The 17,595-nt window shown below is 44.2% G+C and carries 19 protein-coding genes and 1 tRNA gene; 10 read left to right on the top strand and 10 right to left on the bottom strand.

What is annotated here, in order from left to right; all coding sequences use genetic code 11:
- Positions 1-150: 150 nt before the first annotated feature.
- Positions 151-1,026, bottom strand: coding sequence for a TetR/AcrR family transcriptional regulator (locus tag ACTRXG_RS09970; protein ID WP_474263683.1), 876 nt, complete (start codon positions 1,024-1,026; stop codon positions 151-153).
- A gap of 166 nt (positions 1,027-1,192) precedes the next feature.
- On the opposite strand from ACTRXG_RS09970, the gene ACTRXG_RS09965 reads away from it, so the two are divergent.
- A complete protein-coding gene (locus tag ACTRXG_RS09965; protein ID WP_474284810.1) occupies positions 1,193-2,443 on the top strand; it encodes a YeeE/YedE family protein in 1,251 nt (416 codons plus the stop codon).
- Positions 2,444-2,497: 54 nt separating this feature from the next.
- Here the strand turns inward: ACTRXG_RS09965 and ACTRXG_RS09960 are convergent, their stop codons facing one another.
- From ACTRXG_RS09960 to ACTRXG_RS09950, 3 genes are all read right to left on the bottom strand, one after another.
- Positions 2,498-3,058: a nitroreductase family protein gene (locus ACTRXG_RS09960; RefSeq protein ID WP_474263678.1), complete on the bottom strand. Its 561-nt coding sequence runs from the start codon at positions 3,056-3,058 to the stop codon at positions 2,498-2,500.
- A gap of 325 nt (positions 3,059-3,383) precedes the next feature.
- Entirely contained in the window at positions 3,384-4,103 is a 720-nt protein-coding gene (locus tag ACTRXG_RS09955) for an NAD-dependent deacylase (RefSeq protein WP_474263676.1), read from the bottom strand.
- 178 nt (positions 4,104-4,281) lie between these two features.
- Positions 4,282-4,368, bottom strand: a tRNA-Leu gene (locus ACTRXG_RS09950).
- A 124-nt stretch (positions 4,369-4,492) separates the two neighbouring features.
- Here ACTRXG_RS09950 and ACTRXG_RS09945 point away from each other — a divergent pair.
- Entirely contained in the window at positions 4,493-5,131 is a 639-nt protein-coding gene (locus ACTRXG_RS09945; protein WP_474263674.1) for a hypothetical protein, read from the top strand.
- Positions 5,132-5,523: 392 nt separating this feature from the next.
- Here the strand turns inward: ACTRXG_RS09945 and ACTRXG_RS09940 are convergent, their stop codons facing one another.
- The 3 genes from ACTRXG_RS09940 to ytvA all read right to left on the bottom strand — a co-directional run bounded on the left by ACTRXG_RS09940 (position 5,524) and on the right by ytvA (position 7,144).
- Positions 5,524-5,724 carry a cold-shock protein gene (locus ACTRXG_RS09940; protein WP_027847408.1) on the bottom strand — a complete coding sequence of 67 codons (201 nt, stop codon included), beginning with the start codon at positions 5,722-5,724 and terminating at the stop codon, positions 5,524-5,526.
- A 242-nt stretch (positions 5,725-5,966) separates the two neighbouring features.
- The gene (locus ACTRXG_RS09935; RefSeq protein WP_027847408.1) at positions 5,967-6,167 is read right to left on the bottom strand and encodes a cold-shock protein; all 201 of its coding nucleotides are present in this window, start codon (positions 6,165-6,167) and stop codon (positions 5,967-5,969) included.
- Positions 6,168-6,352: 185 nt separating this feature from the next.
- Positions 6,353-7,144: a YtvA family blue-light photoreceptor gene (gene ytvA, locus ACTRXG_RS09930; RefSeq protein ID WP_474263672.1), complete on the bottom strand. Its 792-nt coding sequence runs from the start codon at positions 7,142-7,144 to the stop codon at positions 6,353-6,355.
- Between the two features lie 252 nt (positions 7,145-7,396).
- Between ytvA and ACTRXG_RS09925 the strand changes: the two genes are divergently transcribed.
- Positions 7,397-7,816, top strand: a complete 420-nt coding sequence (locus ACTRXG_RS09925; protein WP_474263670.1) for an organic hydroperoxide resistance protein — start codon at positions 7,397-7,399, stop codon at positions 7,814-7,816.
- A 76-nt stretch (positions 7,817-7,892) separates the two neighbouring features.
- On the opposite strand, the gene ACTRXG_RS09920 is transcribed toward ACTRXG_RS09925, so the two are convergent.
- A complete protein-coding gene (locus tag ACTRXG_RS09920; RefSeq protein WP_322526021.1) occupies positions 7,893-8,117 on the bottom strand; it encodes a hypothetical protein in 225 nt (74 codons plus the stop codon).
- Between the two features lie 246 nt (positions 8,118-8,363).
- Between ACTRXG_RS09920 and cshA the strand changes: the two genes are divergently transcribed.
- The 5 genes from cshA to ACTRXG_RS09895 all read left to right on the top strand — a co-directional run bounded on the left by cshA (position 8,364) and on the right by ACTRXG_RS09895 (position 14,985).
- A complete protein-coding gene (gene cshA / locus ACTRXG_RS09915; RefSeq protein WP_474263666.1) occupies positions 8,364-9,809 on the top strand; it encodes a degradosome RNA helicase CshA in 1,446 nt (481 codons plus the stop codon).
- Between the two features lie 142 nt (positions 9,810-9,951).
- The gene (locus ACTRXG_RS09910; RefSeq protein ID WP_474263664.1) at positions 9,952-11,841 is read left to right on the top strand and encodes an ABC-F family ATP-binding cassette domain-containing protein; all 1,890 of its coding nucleotides are present in this window, start codon (positions 9,952-9,954) and stop codon (positions 11,839-11,841) included.
- Positions 11,842-12,005: 164 nt separating this feature from the next.
- Positions 12,006-12,359: a winged helix-turn-helix transcriptional regulator gene (locus ACTRXG_RS09905; RefSeq protein WP_022794628.1), complete on the top strand. Its 354-nt coding sequence runs from the start codon at positions 12,006-12,008 to the stop codon at positions 12,357-12,359.
- Complete coding sequence (locus tag ACTRXG_RS09900) at positions 12,359-12,913, top strand: 3-dehydroquinate synthase II (RefSeq protein WP_474263662.1); 555 nt, start codon at positions 12,359-12,361, stop codon at positions 12,911-12,913. Before ACTRXG_RS09905 ends, ACTRXG_RS09900 begins: the two co-directional genes overlap by 1 nt.
- Positions 12,914-13,104: 191 nt before the next feature.
- The gene (locus ACTRXG_RS09895) at positions 13,105-14,985 is read left to right on the top strand and encodes a cation:proton antiporter (RefSeq protein WP_474263660.1); all 1,881 of its coding nucleotides are present in this window, start codon (positions 13,105-13,107) and stop codon (positions 14,983-14,985) included.
- A gap of 93 nt (positions 14,986-15,078) precedes the next feature.
- Here the strand turns inward: ACTRXG_RS09895 and ACTRXG_RS09890 are convergent, their stop codons facing one another.
- A complete protein-coding gene (locus tag ACTRXG_RS09890) occupies positions 15,079-16,080 on the bottom strand; it encodes an NADP-dependent oxidoreductase (protein ID WP_474264220.1) in 1,002 nt (333 codons plus the stop codon).
- 21 nt (positions 16,081-16,101) lie between these two features.
- A complete protein-coding gene (locus ACTRXG_RS09885) occupies positions 16,102-16,617 on the bottom strand; it encodes a cupin domain-containing protein (protein WP_474284809.1) in 516 nt (171 codons plus the stop codon).
- Between the two features lie 165 nt (positions 16,618-16,782).
- Here ACTRXG_RS09885 and ACTRXG_RS09880 point away from each other — a divergent pair, with 165 nt between their 5' ends.
- Positions 16,783-17,103 carry a DUF2325 domain-containing protein gene (locus ACTRXG_RS09880; RefSeq protein ID WP_091616031.1) on the top strand — a complete coding sequence of 107 codons (321 nt, stop codon included), beginning with the start codon at positions 16,783-16,785 and terminating at the stop codon, positions 17,101-17,103.
- An 18-nt stretch (positions 17,104-17,121) separates the two neighbouring features.
- Positions 17,122-17,574, top strand: a complete 453-nt coding sequence (locus ACTRXG_RS09875; protein ID WP_474264224.1) for a hypothetical protein — start codon at positions 17,122-17,124, stop codon at positions 17,572-17,574.
- Positions 17,575-17,595 lie beyond the last annotated feature (21 nt).

Genomic DNA, 17,595 nt, shown 5'->3' with positions numbered 1-17,595 from the left:
TAACGCCAGCTACAGGAAAAATCAAGAAACTTGTTTTAAAGAAAACAAACATCTGATTTTTTGTGCTGACGGTTTGAAGCTTGACTGTGCGATTTTGAGAGCCGGTATAGCAAGAAAACCGAAACAAATGAACGATACCGGGCCTTGAAGTTACTGAATAATCTCCCGCAGAATATTAATATTAACTTGTAGATCTTCCTTTTTCTCGAGAAAACAAAACAGGGACTCCATAACAATCATTTCAGGCTCAGACTCGTAGAACTCCTGATTTAAACGGTCTACTGCTTCGACCCACTGCTTTTTTTCATAGGAAGGGAAGCGGTAATTGATAAAGGCCCGTACCTGCTGGATGGTCCGGTCCCAGAGCTCCACCTGGTCAATCTCTCCGTAATGCCCCTGAAGGTTAAATGGCTCCATATTTTCTCTCGAAAACATAGAAGTAGAGGAAGTTTTGTGTTTGATAATACTTTCAATACTGGTAACTAATACTTCAGCGAGCTGTCCGAAATCAAAATGGTACCGGTCAACTTTTTCAGCAAAGGCGATCATTTCTTTGCTCATACCCTGCATGCATATCGCAAGGTCCCATACGAAAGGCTCTATATCGGATCCAAACGTCTCAAGAAGTGTATCTTTATGCCAGTTCACCATAATGAGCTGCCCCTGTTTTAAAAGGGCCTTAATTTTATCAGATTGTTTGTTAATGGAAGCAGACTGATAAAGCATCCAGACGTATTCGCGGTGCTCAACGAGGCCTTCGATTTCTCTCGACAGCTTAGCGATAAGCTGATCCCTTGGCTGCTTGGACTCCTCATTGCGAGCGTAATTGGCACGGTGAATAATGTGGTTTAAATTATCTCTTACAATTTGGGCGAGAATATCTTCCTTGGAATGAAATATTTTATAAATTGAAGCTTTAGACATTCGGCATGCTTCAGCAATATCCTGTACTGAAGTGTGAAAGAAGCCCTGGCTGGAAAAAAGCTGCATCGCGGTTTGCTGAATGTATATTTTCTTCTCATCCATTATTCTCACCACCTTAAAACGATCAAGTTTTTTAAGTACCTTTAAGTTTCGACTTATTAATAATAGTAGCTTTTATTGAGAAAAGCAACATCTTTGACTATCTTTAAAAAAATATTTAAGATAAAGAACGTAAAACTGACTAAAAAGATAGGAATGGGGGATTATAATGGCAGTAACAGTACAGCCCGTGTCCCAGCAGGAGACTGCCGAAAAAGCTTCCAAGAAACTGGGAGCACCGCAGAATAAGCTGGTTACCGGGGGGTTAATCGTATTTGCTATTTTAACGTTATATCTTGCATTAACCCAGTCAATCGTACAGCCGCTTCTGCTTACGATCGGCCTTCTTCTGGGATATACACTTTTTCACGCCAGATTTGGATTTACCTCGGCGTTTCGCCGCTTAATGTCTGTAGGTAATGGCCAGGCGCTGCGGGCCCATATGGTGATGCTTGCAGCAGCGGTAACCTTGTTTGCACCGATTCTTGCTCTTGGCTCCACCTTTTTTGGCGGTGACGTGTCCGGCTACGTCAGTCCTGTCGGCGTGAGCGTAGTCGTTGGCTCGTTTATGTTCGGTATTGGGATGCAGCTTGGAGGGGGCTGCGCTTCGGGAACGCTGTATGCAGTAGGAGGCGGCCGGACGAACATGTTTATTACGCTGCTCTTTTTCATCGTCGGCTCCACCGTTGGGGCATATCATCTTTCGTTCTGGACAGATGATACGCCTTCCTTTGGCTCAATATCGCTGGCTACGTCGACCGGTCTCGGATACACAGGGGCCTGGATAGTATCTTTACTCATTTTCGCTGCTGTCATCGCAGTAACATTAATTATCGATAAAAAGAAAAATCCTCCGGCAATGGCTACGTTGCCGACGGCTAGCGGCTGGAAACGGATTTTCCGTGGTTCATGGCCTATGATGATTGCAGCAGTAGTACTTGCTGTATTAAACGCTTTAACCCTGCTTACGCGCGGCCAGCCGTGGGGCATTACTTCGGCGTTTGCACTTTGGGGCTCCAAAGCTGCCGAAGCTGTAGGTATCAACGCTTCGAGCTGGGATTACTGGAGCGGGGAAAGCGCGCAGGCGCTGCAGACTACAATTTTTGCTGATTCCACTACTGTACTGAATTTTGGTGTTATTTTAGGCGCATTTATTGCTTCAGCCGCAGGTGGACTGTTTAAGTTTACAAAAGTGACGATGGGCAATGCTTCTGCTTCCATTATCGGCGGTCTTTTGATGGGGTACGGAGCGAGGCTTGCTTTCGGGTGTAACATTGGTGCTTACTTTGGCGGCATTGCTTCCTTTAGTGTACATGGCTATGTATGGGCAGTATTTGCCTTAGCCGGCACATTTCTGGCTCTGTTTTTACGGCCGTTGTTCGGTCTTTCTGTACCAAAGCCAAAGGATACGTTCTGTTAATACGAAAAAAACCTTCCTGCGTTCAGGGAGGTTTTTTGATGAAAAATGAATGTTTTACTCAAAAATATTAATCTTTTCTTCAATGGGCGTTCTCGGTTTGGCTTTTGGTATTTTTTCAAAATAGCCGAGCTGCAGCATGCCGACAATAGTTTCATCCGGATCGATGCCGAGCGATTGCTTGAAGCGGTCTGAATAGATATAATCACCAGTTTTCCAAATCATGCCGATATTTTGTTCCCAGCTTAACAGCTGAAAGTTTTGGATAAGGGTAGAGGCTGCGCCAAAATCTTCTTCCCATTTTTTCACTTTTGGCTCGGCCTGATTAACGACAAGCAGGGCGCCGGGAAGCTCAGAAATTTGGGCCCGTACTTTTTCGGGTTTTTTCGAGCCTTCGTGCTCCTGATAATCGGCGAGAGCTTCTGCTAGTTTTTCCGTCCCGCTGCCAAGAAACAGCAGAAAGCGCCACGGCTCACGCACGCCATGATCGGGCGCCCATTTGGATATTTCAAGCAGTTCAAGGATAGTTTGTTTATCTACCGCCTGGTCTGTAAATTTCTTAATACTTCGACGGGATTGGATTGTCTGGGCGAGTGGAGTGCTGGCTATATCAGTCATAAGAAATGCCTCCTATATTGAAAATGATTATCATTTACTATTTTAACATATAGACAGCTTATTGGAAGGTTTACAGACAGGGGTGTTTGTATCGTGCGCTTCCATGTAGCCGAAATACGGGGAGGCGTTCGACATAATGAGAGATCCGTGTCGCAAGCAAGGGGGGGAGATAGTGGTGTGCCGCTTAAAGTAGAGCCTGATCCGGAAGCACAAGATGCCCGGGCGGCCTAAAAACTGGCGCATATATTAATACAGTATTTAGAAGTGAAAACGAATACTGTTTCGTAAAAAGGAGCTTCCAGTCGATTCTGGAAGCTCCTTTTAGCTATAAATGACTGTTTGTGTCGGTGAGCACGTTTTGAATAGAAGCTCCGGGAAATGTTAAATCCGCCCATGAATCGAGTTCTGTTTCTTCCTGGTTTACAATAACAAGCCTGGCTCCGCTTTCTTTTGCTTCCATTGGAAACAGGGAAGCAGGGGCTACCTGCAGGCTTGAGCCGAGAACGATAAATAAATCACAGGCTGCGGTTGCCTCCTGAGCCTGCTGGATAGCCTGCTCCGGAAGCATTTCACCAAATAGGACAATACCCGGTCTGAGTTTGCCACCACAATTTGGGCAATGGGAAGACCCGTTTAAAAAATCCTCCTGCGATGCCTGCCGACCGCAAATATGGCAATTAATTTCCCGCAGACTGCCATGCAAAGCAGAAACGTGCTGCTGGCCGGCGGCTTGATGAAAGCCGTCTACGTTTTGGGTGATTACGTGCTGGAGGAGGTCTTGTTGTTCCCATTGAGCTAAGATCTCATGCCCTTTATTAGGTGATGCATCGAGCAGAGACTGCAGTCGCCATTGATAAAATTTTGTGAATGCTTCGTTTTGATGCTCGAGTGCTTCAACTGTGGCAAGCTGTTTTGGGTCATAATTGTTCCAAAGGCCTGACGCAGACCGGAAATCAGGGAGCCCACTATCCGTAGACATTCCGGCACCGGTCATTACAATACTGTAATTGGAGGCTTTAAGCCATTCTGCCAATTGTCTGCTCACCTTGATCCTCCTGACATATAGTTATTGATTAGTGCTGTATTTCCAATACCCGTCTTCGCCCACTGCTTACACTAATAACAAAAAGATGCTCTGAGGAGGGCGACGTGCTAAAATAAAGTGAAAAAGAGCATAAAAAAACACCAGCCTGGAAAGCCTGGTGTGTTCGTTATATAAGAAATGGTGCGGATGAGAGGATTCGAACCTCCAAGAGCGTAAGCTCACACGGACCTGAACCGTGCGCGTCTGCCAGTTCCGCCACATCCGCAAGACAAATTCTATTATAACCAGTAACAGCGAATTGTGCAATAGAAAATTTGCTGTTTTTTTCATAGAATAGTACGATTAAATAAAGCTGAGAAGATAACGGGCAGGAAAGTGAGTCGTCGATAATGAGCGAAAAAAAAGACCAGGGGTTCGGACAGCGATTATACGAGGCGATTATGGTTATACTTGCCATTCTCTCTGTAGGGACGATCTGGTACGAGACAGAAGTATCCGGTTATATTATTTGGACTACCTGGGCGTTATTTACGCTTGATTATGCTTTCCGTTTTTTTCGTGCAGAAAAGAAATGGGAATTTGTAAAATCCCACCCTTTTTTATTAATAGCAATTATACCGGCAGATGCGATTTTTCAATTCGCACGCCTGGCACGAATTATTCACCTTTTCCGCCTCAAGACGATCACCAAATTTTATACGATGCCGCTTATTCGTTATTTAAGCCGCCAACGGCAATATTACGTTTGGGGCGGTATTTTAATATTGTACGTTTGTTTTGTGCTCTGGGTTTGGGGCATTGAACCTCCTGCAGATTCATTGTGGACCTCTGCTTTGAGCGTGCTTATGGCGCTAGTTATGTTTGGGCGCTCTAACATTGAGCCGGTTACTGCAGTCGGTCAGGGGACAATGGTAGTGCTGAGTTTATTTGGGGTCATTTTATATGGCTTAATTTTAACCTATGTGTTTGAATATATTTCCGTAAGGTATTGGAAGAATAAAGTGAAAAAATGGTTTCCTTTTAATTAAAACCAGCCATTAAAACAATGGAGATTCATTGAACCACAGTAAGGCAGAAGATATGTTAGAAAATAACATAAAATTGTTGCAAACATGTGACAGGGGAGTATGATAGATATATATCAAAGGAGGGATAATCATGTGGGCTTTGCATCTGGTTCAGAATATGCGCTTTGTCATAATGGGGCTCTTATCCCTTTCGGCACTCAGTATTTTTGCTTTTCAATCAGTAGAGATTGTACATGCATTTCTTGAAACGTTTAGACGCCGCTAACGCTTAAAAAGAGCACCATGCAGCAGGAATACCCGGCTTTCGGGTATTCCTTTTTATGTATCCGCATGTTGGAATCAACAAGAAAAAACCTCCCTCCAAAAAGGAGAGAGGTTCATATATGGCTTAATTAGTTTTTAGTAACGTTCGCAGCTTGTGGGCCACGGTCGCCTTCTACTATTTCGAATTCTACCGTTTGTCCTTCTTCTAAGGTTTTAAAGCCTTCTTCCTGGATAGCGGAGAAGTGAACGAAAACATCGTCTGCACCTTCGCGTTCGATGAAGCCAAAACCTTTTTCTGCGTTAAACCACTTAACTGTACCTTGTTCCATAAAAATAATCCTCCTGCGTGCCCTGTGGCACAAATAATACTTATCTTGCAAACCGCGTAGTTCCAAGTTCAGAAGCTAAAACCCTAACCTTGTTCAAACTAACGGATCAAAATAGTAATTTCATTGTATCATGTCACCCAAATTATAGCAACAGACTTTAATATTTAAATATTAAAGAATGGGTAATTTTTTTGAAAAGAAAAAGCCATTCTCCCGAGAGAGAGCGGCTTTGTATGGTTTAATTAGTTTTTAGTGACATTTGCAGCTTGTGGGCCGCGGTCGCCTTCTACTATTTCGAATTCTACCGTTTGTCCTTCTTCTAAGGTTTTAAAGCCTTCTTCCTGGATAGCGGAGAAGTGAACGAAAACATCGTCTGCACCTTCGCGTTCGATGAAGCCAAAACCTTTTTCTGCGTTAAACCACTTAACTGTACCTTGTTCCATAAAAATAATCCTCCTGCGTGCCTCATGGCACAAATGTTACTTATCTTGCAAACCGCATAGTACCAAGTTCAGAAGCTAAAACCCTAACCTTGTTCTGACTAACGGATCAAAATAGTACATTCATCGTATCATGCGCTCCAAACAATAGCAATACATTTTGCGAATCAATTTTAATGATATTAATATCAGCTGTTCCGCTGTTTGAAACGAATAGCATCCTTTACTGTGCCGAAGGTCTGGAAAGTGGAGAAATCGAAGTCCATATCTTTGGATCGTACCGCAAGACTTGGTGAAATACCGGTGACAATCAGTTCAGTGCCAAGCAATTTTAGAAGATCATTTAAAGTGAAGATCCCTTTCATAATATCATCATTTAATGTAGAAAGGCCGGAAAGGTCGACGATGAGTGTTTCTACTTTGGAGTTGTGAATCACGTCAGTAATATTGGTAAAAATAATCTTCAGCCGCTGCTCGTCAACGTTGCCGATTAGTGGCATGGCGTAAACGCTGTTAATGATTGGAACGATGGGGGTAGAAAGAAGGTTAATTTCATTGAAATACTCTGAAGCATCTTTTTCTGCATTCTTTTGTTTCGTAATATCTTTTTGTACTCCGATAAAGTAATATTTATCCTCTTCCGGTTCATAAACGGGGTCAATGTGGAGTTCGTTCCAAAATTTAGTGCCATCTTTCCGGTAGTTAATAATTTCGATGGAAATGGGTTCGTATGTTTTCAGGGCTTGTCTCATACGCTCAATAGTATGAATGTCGCTTTCCGGCCCCTGAAGAAAACGGCAGTTGCTTCCAAGAATTTCTCCGGCGGAATAACCGGTTAAATTGCAGAAACCACTGTTTGTATAGATAATAGGGTTGTCTTCTATAGCTGGATCAGTAATGATAACTCCAACACGGGTATGGTCAACTGCTGTGAGCAGTAAAGAATTAGTAGGGGTTTTTAATGGGAAGTCCTGATTCATGATTTCGCCGACTCCTTTATTGTGGATTTGTTATTCGAAATGGAAAGCCTTCTGACAGTTATTTTTACTTAATCTTCAATGATTCTATAACAGCTTCCTGCCATGGGCAACTGCCGTATTTACTATTTCTTCAGCTTATGTGAAAAGTGATCGTATAAATTACTTTGGAACGCTGGATGTTTAAAAAATAGATTAAAAGTGTATAGGTACTATTGGAATCAATCGTTATTAAGTTGAATGGAGGAGTTATGTATGGCAGAAACAATATTTACTTCGAAAGCTACTGTAGAAGGTGGCCGTGAAGGACATGTCCGTTCTGAAGATGGAATGATTGATGTGAATCTGGAACAGCCGGGCTCAGGTTCTTCCAAATCAGGATCCAATCCGGAACAGCTCTTTGCATCGGGTTATGCTGCCTGCTTTGACGGCATGCTGAACCTTCAGGCAAGCAAGAAAAATAAAGATGTTTCTTCTAAGACAACTGCAGCTGTAAGTCTGCAGAAGGACGACTCCGATGGTATGTTCCAGTTGGCTGCTGAACTTACAGTAGAAATTAGCGGTGTATCAAAAGAGGAAGCAGACGAATTAGTGGATCTTGCTCACCAGTACTGCCCTTATTCCAAAGCTACACGAAACAACATTGAAGTAAAAGTTCAATCCGAAGTTAAGTAAAGACGTAAAGAGGGCCCGCAAAAAACGGGCCCTCTTTATATGTATACCGCTGCTTTCAGAGAAAGCAGGGCAGAGATTAACGTGAAAGGTTTTCTTTAAAATCATTCATTGGAGAACGGAGGGTGATGATACACTCTTTATGGTAGTACTCTTTAACGCCCTGGAGGAGCTCCTGTTCAGAATCGCAATAATAAATCTGCCCACGGCCTAAGTCCATTTGTTCGATATCTTTAAGTGTTCCCACCGTGACTTGTCTTCCGGAACGGTCAACAAAATATGCAAATTTGTTCCCCACAGCCATTTGCCCGTCCTCCTTACATAATTATACGCGTAATTAAATGAAAATTTTGTAATTTAATTATATCGTCATTTACATAAACTGTTCAATGTAGTTTATGTTACATTTTCATTACAATTAAATAACCAGTGTGAATTTATAGTTAATTGCTGTGAAAAATGAAAATTAGATAGATTTTTTTTCATGAATATGGTAATATTAATTAGTTCATACGAAATGATCGAATAAGCATAAAAGGGGAATATATACTTGACTTTATTTTCAGAACTAAGATTGGAATCACCTATTCTTCAAGCTATTGAAGAGATGGGATTTGAAGAAGCAACACCCATACAATCGGAAGTTATTCCAAAAGCGAAGAACGGAACAGATATTATTGGCCAGGCACAGACTGGTACAGGAAAAACTGCAGCTTTCGGCATCCCGCTTCTTGAAGCAGCCGATCAAACAGCTAATGCTCCGCAGGGAATTGTACTTGCACCTACAAGAGAGCTTGCTGTGCAGGTATCCGAAGAATTAAACCGCCTAGGAAAGCACAAACGTGTTACAGCAGTAGCCGTTTACGGCGGCCAGGATATTCAGCGTCAGATCAAAGCGCTGAAAAGAAAACCGCAAATTATTGTAGCAACACCGGGCCGTTTAATGGATCATGTGCGCAGAAAAACGATTGATCTCGGAAAAATGAATACGGTTGTGCTTGATGAAGCTGACGAAATGCTCAGTATGGGATTTGTGGATGACATTGAAGAAATCCTAAAGGATATCCCAGAGCCTAGACAGATGCTTTTATTCTCGGCTACAATGCCTCCAAAGCTGAAGCGCGTAGCAGATAAATTCATGACTAACCCTGAACAGGTTCAAGTGAAAAACAAAAGCATGACAGTGGCGAAAATCGATCAGTATTATATTGAAGTGAACGAACAGGAAAAGTTCGAAACTCTTTGTAATATGCTCGATTATACCCCGCCGGAGCTTGCGATTGTCTTCGGACGTACGAAGCGCCGCGTGGATGAACTCGCTGAAGCTTTATCAAGACGCGGTTATGCAGCAGAAGGCATTCATGGCGACATGAAGCAGGCTCAAAGAGACAAAGTGCTTCAGAAATTTAAAAAAGGCACGATTGAGCTGTTGATCGCGACAGACGTAGCTGCCCGCGGCATTGATGTGAGCGGCGTTACACACGTCTACAACTTTGATCTTCCACAGGACCCGGAAAGCTATGTGCACCGGATCGGACGTACAGGAAGAGCAGGAAACGAAGGCGTAGCTTACAGCTTCGTACCGTCGAGAGAAATGACGCACCTGCGTCTTATTGAAAAAACCGTACAGGCTAAGTTGAAAAAAGCGCCTAAGCCGACGAGAAATGATGCAGTTGAAGGGCGTGCCCAACAGGCTGTACAGAAACTGGTCGGATCAATGCAGGACGATGATAATGAGTACTGGGAGCGTACAGCAGAAGAACTGCTTAACGAATACGAGGCAAAAGAAATCGTAGCAGCAGCGCTGAAAATGAACTCACGCGAGCTGAAAGAAGAGCCGGTAAAACTTACTTCGGAAGCACCGCTTCGTAATAAGGGTTCCAAAGGCCAGGGCAAGCCTTCCTCGAAATATAAGCAAAAGCGCCCGCAGGGCCACGGCTCCAATAAAAACAGCCGTCCGCCAAGAAACAAAAAGAAAAAAATGGATCTTTCCTAAATCTAATTTTTCGTATAAGAGCACTTTCCCAGCCTGATGGGAAGTGCTTTTTTGTTTTTTGGACTTTAAACAGCCCTGTGTTTTTCAGGAGCACGAGCAAGTATGCTAAGATAGGAAAGGACGAGAAAGGAACGGTGAGAACATGAGTCTGCTTGTAGCAGAAAATCTATACCAGACAACCGGCACCAAGGTGCTGTTTGACCATATTTCATTTACGATCGAGCCCGGAGACCGTATCGGACTGATCGGCGTTAACGGCACAGGGAAATCTTCGCTTCTCCGCGTGATTTCTGAAATTGATTCTTCGGAAAAAGGAAAGCTTCAGCACTCCAAACAGCTGAGAATTGAATACCTTCCACAGGATCCTGAGCTGCCGGAGGAAGAAAATTTGATTGATTATTTGTATGAAGGCTCTTCCGATATCATGAAAGCAGTGAAAGATTACGAAAAAGCTCAGGCCCGTCTGGAGCAGGAGCCTGAAAGTGAAGCTGCACAGGAACAGTGGATGAAGGCCCAGCAGAAAATGGACCAGCTCGGAGCATGGGAAGCAGGTACTGTAGCCCAGCAGGTGTTAAACAGACTGGGGCTGACGGTCTATAACCAGAAAATTAATGAACTCTCCGGCGGCCAGCGTAAAAGAGCTTCTATTGCCCGGGCTCTCATTCAGGACTGTGACATTCTTATTCTTGACGAACCGACGAACCATCTCGACGACGAGTCCATTAACTGGCTTGAAAAATATTTATCCAACTATAATGGAGCTTTAATATTAGTCACACACGACCGTTATTTCTTAAACAGAGTAACGAATAAAATCTTTGAATTGGAACGCGGCCGTCTGTATGAATATGACGGCAACTATGAACTGTTTCTGGAAAAGCGGGCCGAGCGCGAAGCAAATGAAGCGCACGCCGAAGCAAAACGGCAGAACACATTAAAGCGGGAGCTGGCCTGGCTTCAGAAGCAGCCGAAAGCTCGCGGCACAAAACAAAAAGCCCGGAAAGAGCGGGCGGAGTCTTTGAAACAGCAGGAGGGCCCGCCGAAAAAAGAAGAGCTGCAGGTTCCGGTAGGGTCTACGAGACTTGGAAAGAAAGTAATAGAGGCGGAGGACCTGGAAAAGTCCTACGGAGACAAGAATATGTTTTCGCAGTTTAACTATATGTTTACCCCTGGAGAAAAAATAGGGATTGTCGGTCCAAACGGAACTGGGAAAACGACGCTTTTAAACATTCTTGCCAACCGTATCGACCCCGATGCGGGGAATGTAGTGTACGGCCCAACTGTAAAGCTTGGCTACTACTCGCAGCAGCAGGAAGAATTGGATGAATCAAAGCGTGTGCTCGAATATATTCGTGATATTGCTGAAGTTATTTATACTGTTAACGGTGAAAGTATTTCGGCTGAACAGATGCTTGAACGCTTTCTATTCGAACGGGAGGATCAGTGGACGTATATTTCCCGGTTGTCCGGCGGAGAAAAAAAGAGGGTGTACCTGCTCAGTATTTTAATGACCGAGCCGAACGTATTGTTTATGGATGAGCCAACAAATGATCTGGACGTGCAGACACTCAGCGTACTCGAAGAATACCTGCAGCAGTTCCCCGGCGTAGTCGTCACTGTTTCCCACGACCGCTATTTTCTTGACCGGGTAGCTGAAAAGCTGTTTGTTTTTAATGAATCATCCCAGGTTACCTTATTCGAGGGAAATTACTCAGAATTTATGAGTTCAGAAAAGGATGCTTCCCGGCCGGCGCTAAGTAAAGAGAAGAAGCCGGAGCCATCAGCTGTCAGGAGCGCAGTTGGGGAGAAGAAAAAAATGTCCTATAAAGAAAAGCAGGAATGGGATCAGATCGAAGAGCGTATTGCCCGCCTTGAAGATGAACTGGCGGAAGCAGAGCAGCAGATGGAGCAGAGCGGCAGTGACCTCGCGGCCATCGAAAAGTGGTCCAGCATCCAGAAAGAAACCAATGAAAAGCTGGACCAGGCGATGACACGCTGGGCCGAGCTCTCAGAAATAGCAGAGGAACAGTAAAAGCCAGCAGTCTCTTAAATGAGGCTGCTGCTTTTTTTGACGAAACAGGTTCTAAACGTTTATTCACTTGACTTTAAGGCTATAATACCTACATATAATATATTTGCACATACTTATATTGGAATATATAGTAGTGTCTTTTTTTAGATTAAAGGAGTGAAAGAATGACCATAGAAGAAAGAGAAAATATAAAAATAACGCTCGACAAAGTATGCGGGAAATGGAAAGCAGTCATTCTAATGGAGCTCGTCGGGAAAACGCTCCGTTTCAGTGAGATTAAACAGCAGCTGCAGCAGATTAATCATCAGACATTAATCAAGCAGCTCAAAGAGCTTGAGCATGACGGCTTAGTATTGCGCCACGCTTACGCGGTAGTACCGCCAAAAGTGGAATACTCCCTGACAAGCTACGGGGAGTCACTCGAATCTCTCCTTCGGGAACTGGAAAAATGGGGAAGAGAACACAAAATGAAAATGGAGGAAGAAGGCAAAAGCTCCTCCGGAAGCAGTGGGTGCTGATGAGTATGATGGAAAATGATGTATGGAAACTTGGTATCGTGGAAGCCATAGAGCCGATGGGAGAAGGATCGCGTGTCTGCATAGACGCAGCAGATATCTTATCTCCAGCTGAAGGTCTGCTTGTCGGAGACACAGGGCACGGGTACGTTTATACGCTTTCGGAAAACCGTACAACCAGTACGTATCCAGCCCGCGTGTTTCGTATCAACGCCGGCGCTGTGCATCAGTATATTTTCGAAGAAGAGAAGACAAGGTATCTTGCAGAAATAGAACATGATGAGCCGGTAACTGTGTACGAAGGCACAGCTTCACGCCAGGTGCCGGTAGGCAGGGTGAAAATTGAAAAACGCGAACTCGTGAGAATAAAGGTCCGCGCAGGGGACGTAAATTTGTCAGCTACTCTGCAGTGGGCAGACAGCGTTTATTTAATGACGGATCAATATGAGCCGATGGCTTTAAAAGACTGCCGGCCCGGAGATCGGATCTACTGCAGAATCGATGAGCCGGGACGCCATCTCGGTCAGTCCATTCAAGAAGAAATAGAAGAGCGGTAACGAAAAGCATGCTTTGTGTAAAAGCGTGCTTTTTTATGAAAAAATATATTTTTATAAACTGCTTTGATTGAAACGATAGGGTTTAGTATAGTATCTTTTTATTTCAAGTGATTAAAAAGTGAAAGGAATACGAATTACATACAAGATTAAACCCAAAGATAAAAAATGGGAGTGGAAAGAAGGGAAAATATATGCTGGACTCTCTATTGTTTCAACTAATGCTGATCGGTGCCGTCGGAATCGGCTCCCAGTGGCTTGCCTGGTTCTCCAGGCTGCCGGCCATAGTCGTTATGTCTGTTGCCGGACTTTTGATCGGGCCGATATTTGGGCTGATTAATCCTTCCGAAGCATTTGGCGATCTGTATGGCCCCATCGTATCGATTGCTGTAGCCATAATATTATTTGAAGGAAGCCTGAATCTTGATTTCAGGGGACTTCAGGGGCTTCAAAAGCCTGTGTATCGTATCATCACAATAGGAGCCCTTCTGGCCTGGATACTTGGTTCATTAACAGCCCATTTTGTGGCTGGCTTATCATGGGAAGTATCCTTTATTATCGGTGGTTTGCTGATCGTTACAGGCCCTACCGTCATCCTGCCGCTCCTCCGGCAGGCCAAGCTGAAGCCGAGGCCGGCCCGAATACTTAAATGGGAAGGTATTGTCGTTGACCCGTTTGGTGCTCTCCTGGCAGTGTTTGCGTTTGAAATTATCCGAACCTTTACCTCCGAAGAGTCCACCTTCGTCTCGCTCGTCAATTTCTTTATGGCCTCGTTGTTTGCTGTTTTTCTGGGGATTCTATTCGGTAGAATTATCGGGTGGACCTTTGAACGTGGTCATGTGCCGGAGTTCCTGAAATCTCCGGTCGTTCTGTCCATGGTGATTGCAAGCTTTGTCATTTCTGACGTGGTTATGCATGAGACGGGATTGTTGGCCGTCACTGCGATGGGAATGACGCTTGCAAATCTTCATATAAGCTCCATCAGCGATATGCAGCACTTTAAAGAAAATATTTCTGTGCTGCTGATTTCGGGTATATTTATTATGCTGACAGCATCACTCGACCGGGATACACTGATGCAGATTTTCGATCCGCAAATTATTGCTTACGTTCTTTTGATGCTGTTTTTAGTTCGCCCGCTTTCAATCTGGCTGTCGACCATGGGGACCGATTTAACATTCGGGGAAAAAGCTCTTATCGGCTGGATCGCTCCCCGGGGAATTGTAGCTTTGACGGTAGCAGGGTATTTTGCGAATGTCCTTGAAGAATACAACTACGCCGGGGCTTCCATTATTACCCCGCTTACGTTTGCGCTCGTGTTTGCGACTGTATGCTTCCACGGGTTTACGATTGGGCCGCTTGCCAGAAAGTTAAACCTTTCAAAAGAGGGACTTCCGGGAGTTCTGTTTGTAGGAGGAAGCTCCTTCACTACAAGCCTTGCCCAAAAGCTGAAGGAAATGAATGTGCCGGTATTGATTGCCGATTCTTCGTTTGAACATTTGTTCAACGCACGTAAAGCAGGAATCGCTTACTACCGGGGAGAGATTCTTTCCGAGCAGTCGGAGTATTCACTGGACATGACTCCCTATAATAAAATTATCGCGGCTACTGACCGGGATTCTTATAATTCGCTCGTGTGCACCACCTTTGTCCCTGAATTCGGAAGGAAGGATCTGTTTCAGCTCAGCTGGCATCAATCAGACCGGAATGAACCCGATGAATTGATGAGAAAGGTCGGTGGCCGCGTTCTGTTCGAAAAAGGCGCGACATTTGAAGAGCTGAACTGGAAAGTAGATGCGGGTTACGTGTTTAAATTAACGTCTTTAACAAAAGAATATCCGTACCAGTCCTATTTAAATGACCGGGCGGAAGACGTAGTGCTGATCGGTATTCAAAAACCGACTGGACGTCTGGAATTCTTTGCTGTTGATAATGCAATAAAGCCTGAGGCCGGAGACAAAATTCTCAGCCTGAGTCCGCCAAGCAACCATGAAGTAAAAAAGAAAGAGGAACTAAAGGAACAGTCGAGAGAAAAACAGACCGTTCGAAAGCCTTCAGGTCCCTCCTTAAATTAATGAAACTATAAAAAGCCGCCTGTCCAATGTATGGATAGGCGGCTTTTTCGCAGTGTGCCTCCTGCGGCGCGTGAAAGCAGCGGCGTTTTGACTTTATTGGGAAACATCCACGAGCAGCTTGCCCGTGTTCCGACCGGTGAACAAACCGATGAATGCTTCTGGAATACGATCAAACCCAGTGAGAATTGTTTCTTCATACTGCAGGTCCCCGGAAGCTACCCAGGCTGCAAGCTGTTTGGTTGCTTCTTCAAATTCATCAGCGTAATCGCCTACAATGAAGCCTTTCATCAAAGCGCTTGATTTAATGAGCTTGAATTGGACTCTCGGTCCGTAATTGTCCGGATCATTATACGTAGAGATTGCCCCGCACTGGACCACCCGGGCGAATTTATTTAAATGATCGAGCACAATATCGCTCATTTCGCCCCCGACGTTATCGAAGTATACGTCTACTTTGTCGGGACACGTCCGCTTGATGGCTTTTGTTAAATCTTCTGTTTTGTAATTAATTACTTCATCAAATCCAATGCTTTTCATATAATCCAGTTTTTCATCGGTACCTGCAATACCGACCACCCTGGCGCCCTGCATTTTGGCAATCTGGCCGGCAAGCGAACCAACAGCGCCGGCTCCCCCGGAGATAACGAACGTTTCTCCCTGCTTAGGCTGACCGATACTGAGCGTGCCGAAATAAGCAGTGAGTCCGGGCATGCCGACAGCGTTCAAATACGCAGAAACCGGAGCTGCTTCTGCCTGTACCTTTCGTACATCCGAAGCACTCACGTTAACGTATTGCTGCCACGGCAGATTGCCGGTCACGTAATCACCTTCGTTTAAAGAATCATCGCGGCTTTCAACCACCTTCGCAATGGCGCCGCCGGCAATTGGTTTGTGAAGCGGAAAAGGAGGGACGTATGATTCGCGGTCGTCCATTCTTCCTCTCATATAAGGATCCACAGAAATGTAAATCATTTGAAGAAGCACTTCTCCTTCAGCGGGAGCGCCTATTTCTATATGCTTAAATGCAAATGTGTTTTTGTCAGGGAGGCCTTTTGGTCTTTCGTGTAAAAGTATTTGTCTCGTTTTCGTCGCCATTTTATACTAGCTTCCTTTCGTTTATGAAAAGTTTTTCCAATAAGTAAATAGTGGTCCTTCTAAGCCGAAAACGGGATCGGAATCGGGTAGAGGAACGCGGTAAATATTATTAATTTTTTCAGGGCGCTCGGAAGGGTCACCGGTACACATATCATAATCTGAGCCGCCTGGATAAGCACCAATAACTGCAAAGTCTTCACTCTGCTCAATGAGCTTATGGCCGTATCCAGCGGGAAGAATCAATATGTCGCCGTGTTTTACATTAAGCTGCCTCCCCTGTTCGCCGCCTATATGCAAAAGGGCGGAACCACTTACGCAGCCAAGCACCTCATGCGAATTACTGTGATAATGATGGTATTTAAAGACACTTCCTTTCCATGCTCCCAGCCAGTTATTTTTATTAAAAAGTTCTTTAACATCCTCAGAGCCGGTGACAGTCTGTTCATAAACGAGCACAGGAAAACTAGGATGATTAGGTATTGTACCGTTATCTCCCACGGTAAATGTTTCTATATGAACTTCTTCGCGGCTTTTCATACAAGTACCTCCCTTTTTGACTGACTGGCGGCATACTCTCTCAAGTATATTCCACATAAAGACAGAATAAAAACTTCGGGCTCAGGAATAAACATTGACATTGAGAATCGTTTTCAATAAACTATACATAATAAATGAGAATTATTTTCAAATAGGAGGATAAACATGGACGGATTGATGATCATCGGGGCAGACAGACTGGGAGCCATTCCCGACCGGTTAAAAGAATTAGGCTTTCAGGACATCAAGCATGTCAGCGGGCGAAAAGTAAAAATGGTGCAAAAGGAAATTCCGCCAAATATTGATCTGGTGCTTGTGCTTACTGATTTCATCAATCACAATGTTTCCGCCAAGTTAAAGGAACGGGCCAAAAATCAAAATGTACCTATTTGTTATGCGAAAAGATCCTGGTGTTCTATTTATAAAGCATTGAGTAACAGTGACGAAGTGTGTGCAAAGTGCCCGATGCTTCAAAAATGTGATTAATGAAGGAGCAGTATAGAGATGAAAAAACAGCATCATGCGAAAAGAATAACGCCTGAAATTAATGATTTATTTATTTCTATTATTCAGAATGTAATGAAAGAATTAACTGGAGCAAAGATTGAAAGTCAGCTGGATGTAGTAAAATGTGTGAAAAAACATTGGAAAAAAATCGGTATTTCCTCGCCGGAACAGGAGTCGCAAAAAGTTGTGCTGTATGCAGCCCTGATGGATGAATGCCTGAAGGCTTACCGGAACATAAAAACGCTGCGGGGAGCACAGTTTATTTCTCTCGAAAAAGGAGGGGCCTGGCTTACCGGAAAAAACCCAAGGGAAGTGCATGTTTTGACATATACGGAAAGCGCAAGCATGAAATCGGTATGGAGACGCCAGCCCTGCCCGCCCGAAGCAGAGCGCATGTATTGGTCTAATTTATATACTGGCACCAGACGGATGATTCTGCACTGCAAATAGTAAGCATCTCCCTTGTTTTTT

The organism is Marinococcus sp. LNSP9103-4 (assembly GCF_056034345.1).
The sequence above is the reverse complement of the archived record's forward strand: the minus strand, read 5'-3'. Positions and strand labels throughout refer to the sequence as shown.

What these genes read in the sequence shown, in the direction of transcription:
- ACTRXG_RS09970 (WP_474263683.1), bottom strand. Translation starts at nt 1,026, where the DNA reads ATGGATGAGAAGAAAATATACATTCAGCAAACCGCGATGCAGCTTTTT.
- ACTRXG_RS09965 (WP_474284810.1), top strand. Translation starts at nt 1,193, where the DNA reads ATGGCAGTAACAGTACAGCCCGTGTCCCAGCAGGAGACTGCCGAAAAA.
- ACTRXG_RS09960 (WP_474263678.1), bottom strand. Translation starts at nt 3,058, where the DNA reads ATGACTGATATAGCCAGCACTCCACTCGCCCAGACAATCCAATCCCGT.
- ACTRXG_RS09945 (WP_474263674.1), top strand. Translation starts at nt 4,493, where the DNA reads ATGAGCGAAAAAAAAGACCAGGGGTTCGGACAGCGATTATACGAGGCG.
- ACTRXG_RS09940 (WP_027847408.1), bottom strand. Translation starts at nt 5,724, where the DNA reads ATGGAACAAGGTACAGTTAAGTGGTTTAACGCAGAAAAAGGTTTTGGC.
- ACTRXG_RS09935 (WP_027847408.1), bottom strand. Translation starts at nt 6,167, where the DNA reads ATGGAACAAGGTACAGTTAAGTGGTTTAACGCAGAAAAAGGTTTTGGC.
- ytvA (WP_474263672.1), bottom strand. Translation starts at nt 7,144, where the DNA reads ATGAATCAGGACTTCCCATTAAAAACCCCTACTAATTCTTTACTGCTC.
- ACTRXG_RS09925 (WP_474263670.1), top strand. Translation starts at nt 7,397, where the DNA reads ATGGCAGAAACAATATTTACTTCGAAAGCTACTGTAGAAGGTGGCCGT.
- ACTRXG_RS09920 (WP_322526021.1), bottom strand. Translation starts at nt 8,117, where the DNA reads ATGGCTGTGGGGAACAAATTTGCATATTTTGTTGACCGTTCCGGAAGA.
- ACTRXG_RS09910 (WP_474263664.1), top strand. Translation starts at nt 9,952, where the DNA reads ATGAGTCTGCTTGTAGCAGAAAATCTATACCAGACAACCGGCACCAAG.
- ACTRXG_RS09905 (WP_022794628.1), top strand. Translation starts at nt 12,006, where the DNA reads ATGACCATAGAAGAAAGAGAAAATATAAAAATAACGCTCGACAAAGTA.
- ACTRXG_RS09900 (WP_474263662.1), top strand. Translation starts at nt 12,359, where the DNA reads ATGAGTATGATGGAAAATGATGTATGGAAACTTGGTATCGTGGAAGCC.
- ACTRXG_RS09895 (WP_474263660.1), top strand. Translation starts at nt 13,105, where the DNA reads ATGCTGGACTCTCTATTGTTTCAACTAATGCTGATCGGTGCCGTCGGA.
- ACTRXG_RS09890 (WP_474264220.1), bottom strand. Translation starts at nt 16,080, where the DNA reads ATGGCGACGAAAACGAGACAAATACTTTTACACGAAAGACCAAAAGGC.
- ACTRXG_RS09885 (WP_474284809.1), bottom strand. Translation starts at nt 16,617, where the DNA reads ATGAAAAGCCGCGAAGAAGTTCATATAGAAACATTTACCGTGGGAGAT.
- ACTRXG_RS09880 (WP_091616031.1), top strand. Translation starts at nt 16,783, where the DNA reads ATGGACGGATTGATGATCATCGGGGCAGACAGACTGGGAGCCATTCCC.
- ACTRXG_RS09875 (WP_474264224.1), top strand. Translation starts at nt 17,122, where the DNA reads ATGAAAAAACAGCATCATGCGAAAAGAATAACGCCTGAAATTAATGAT.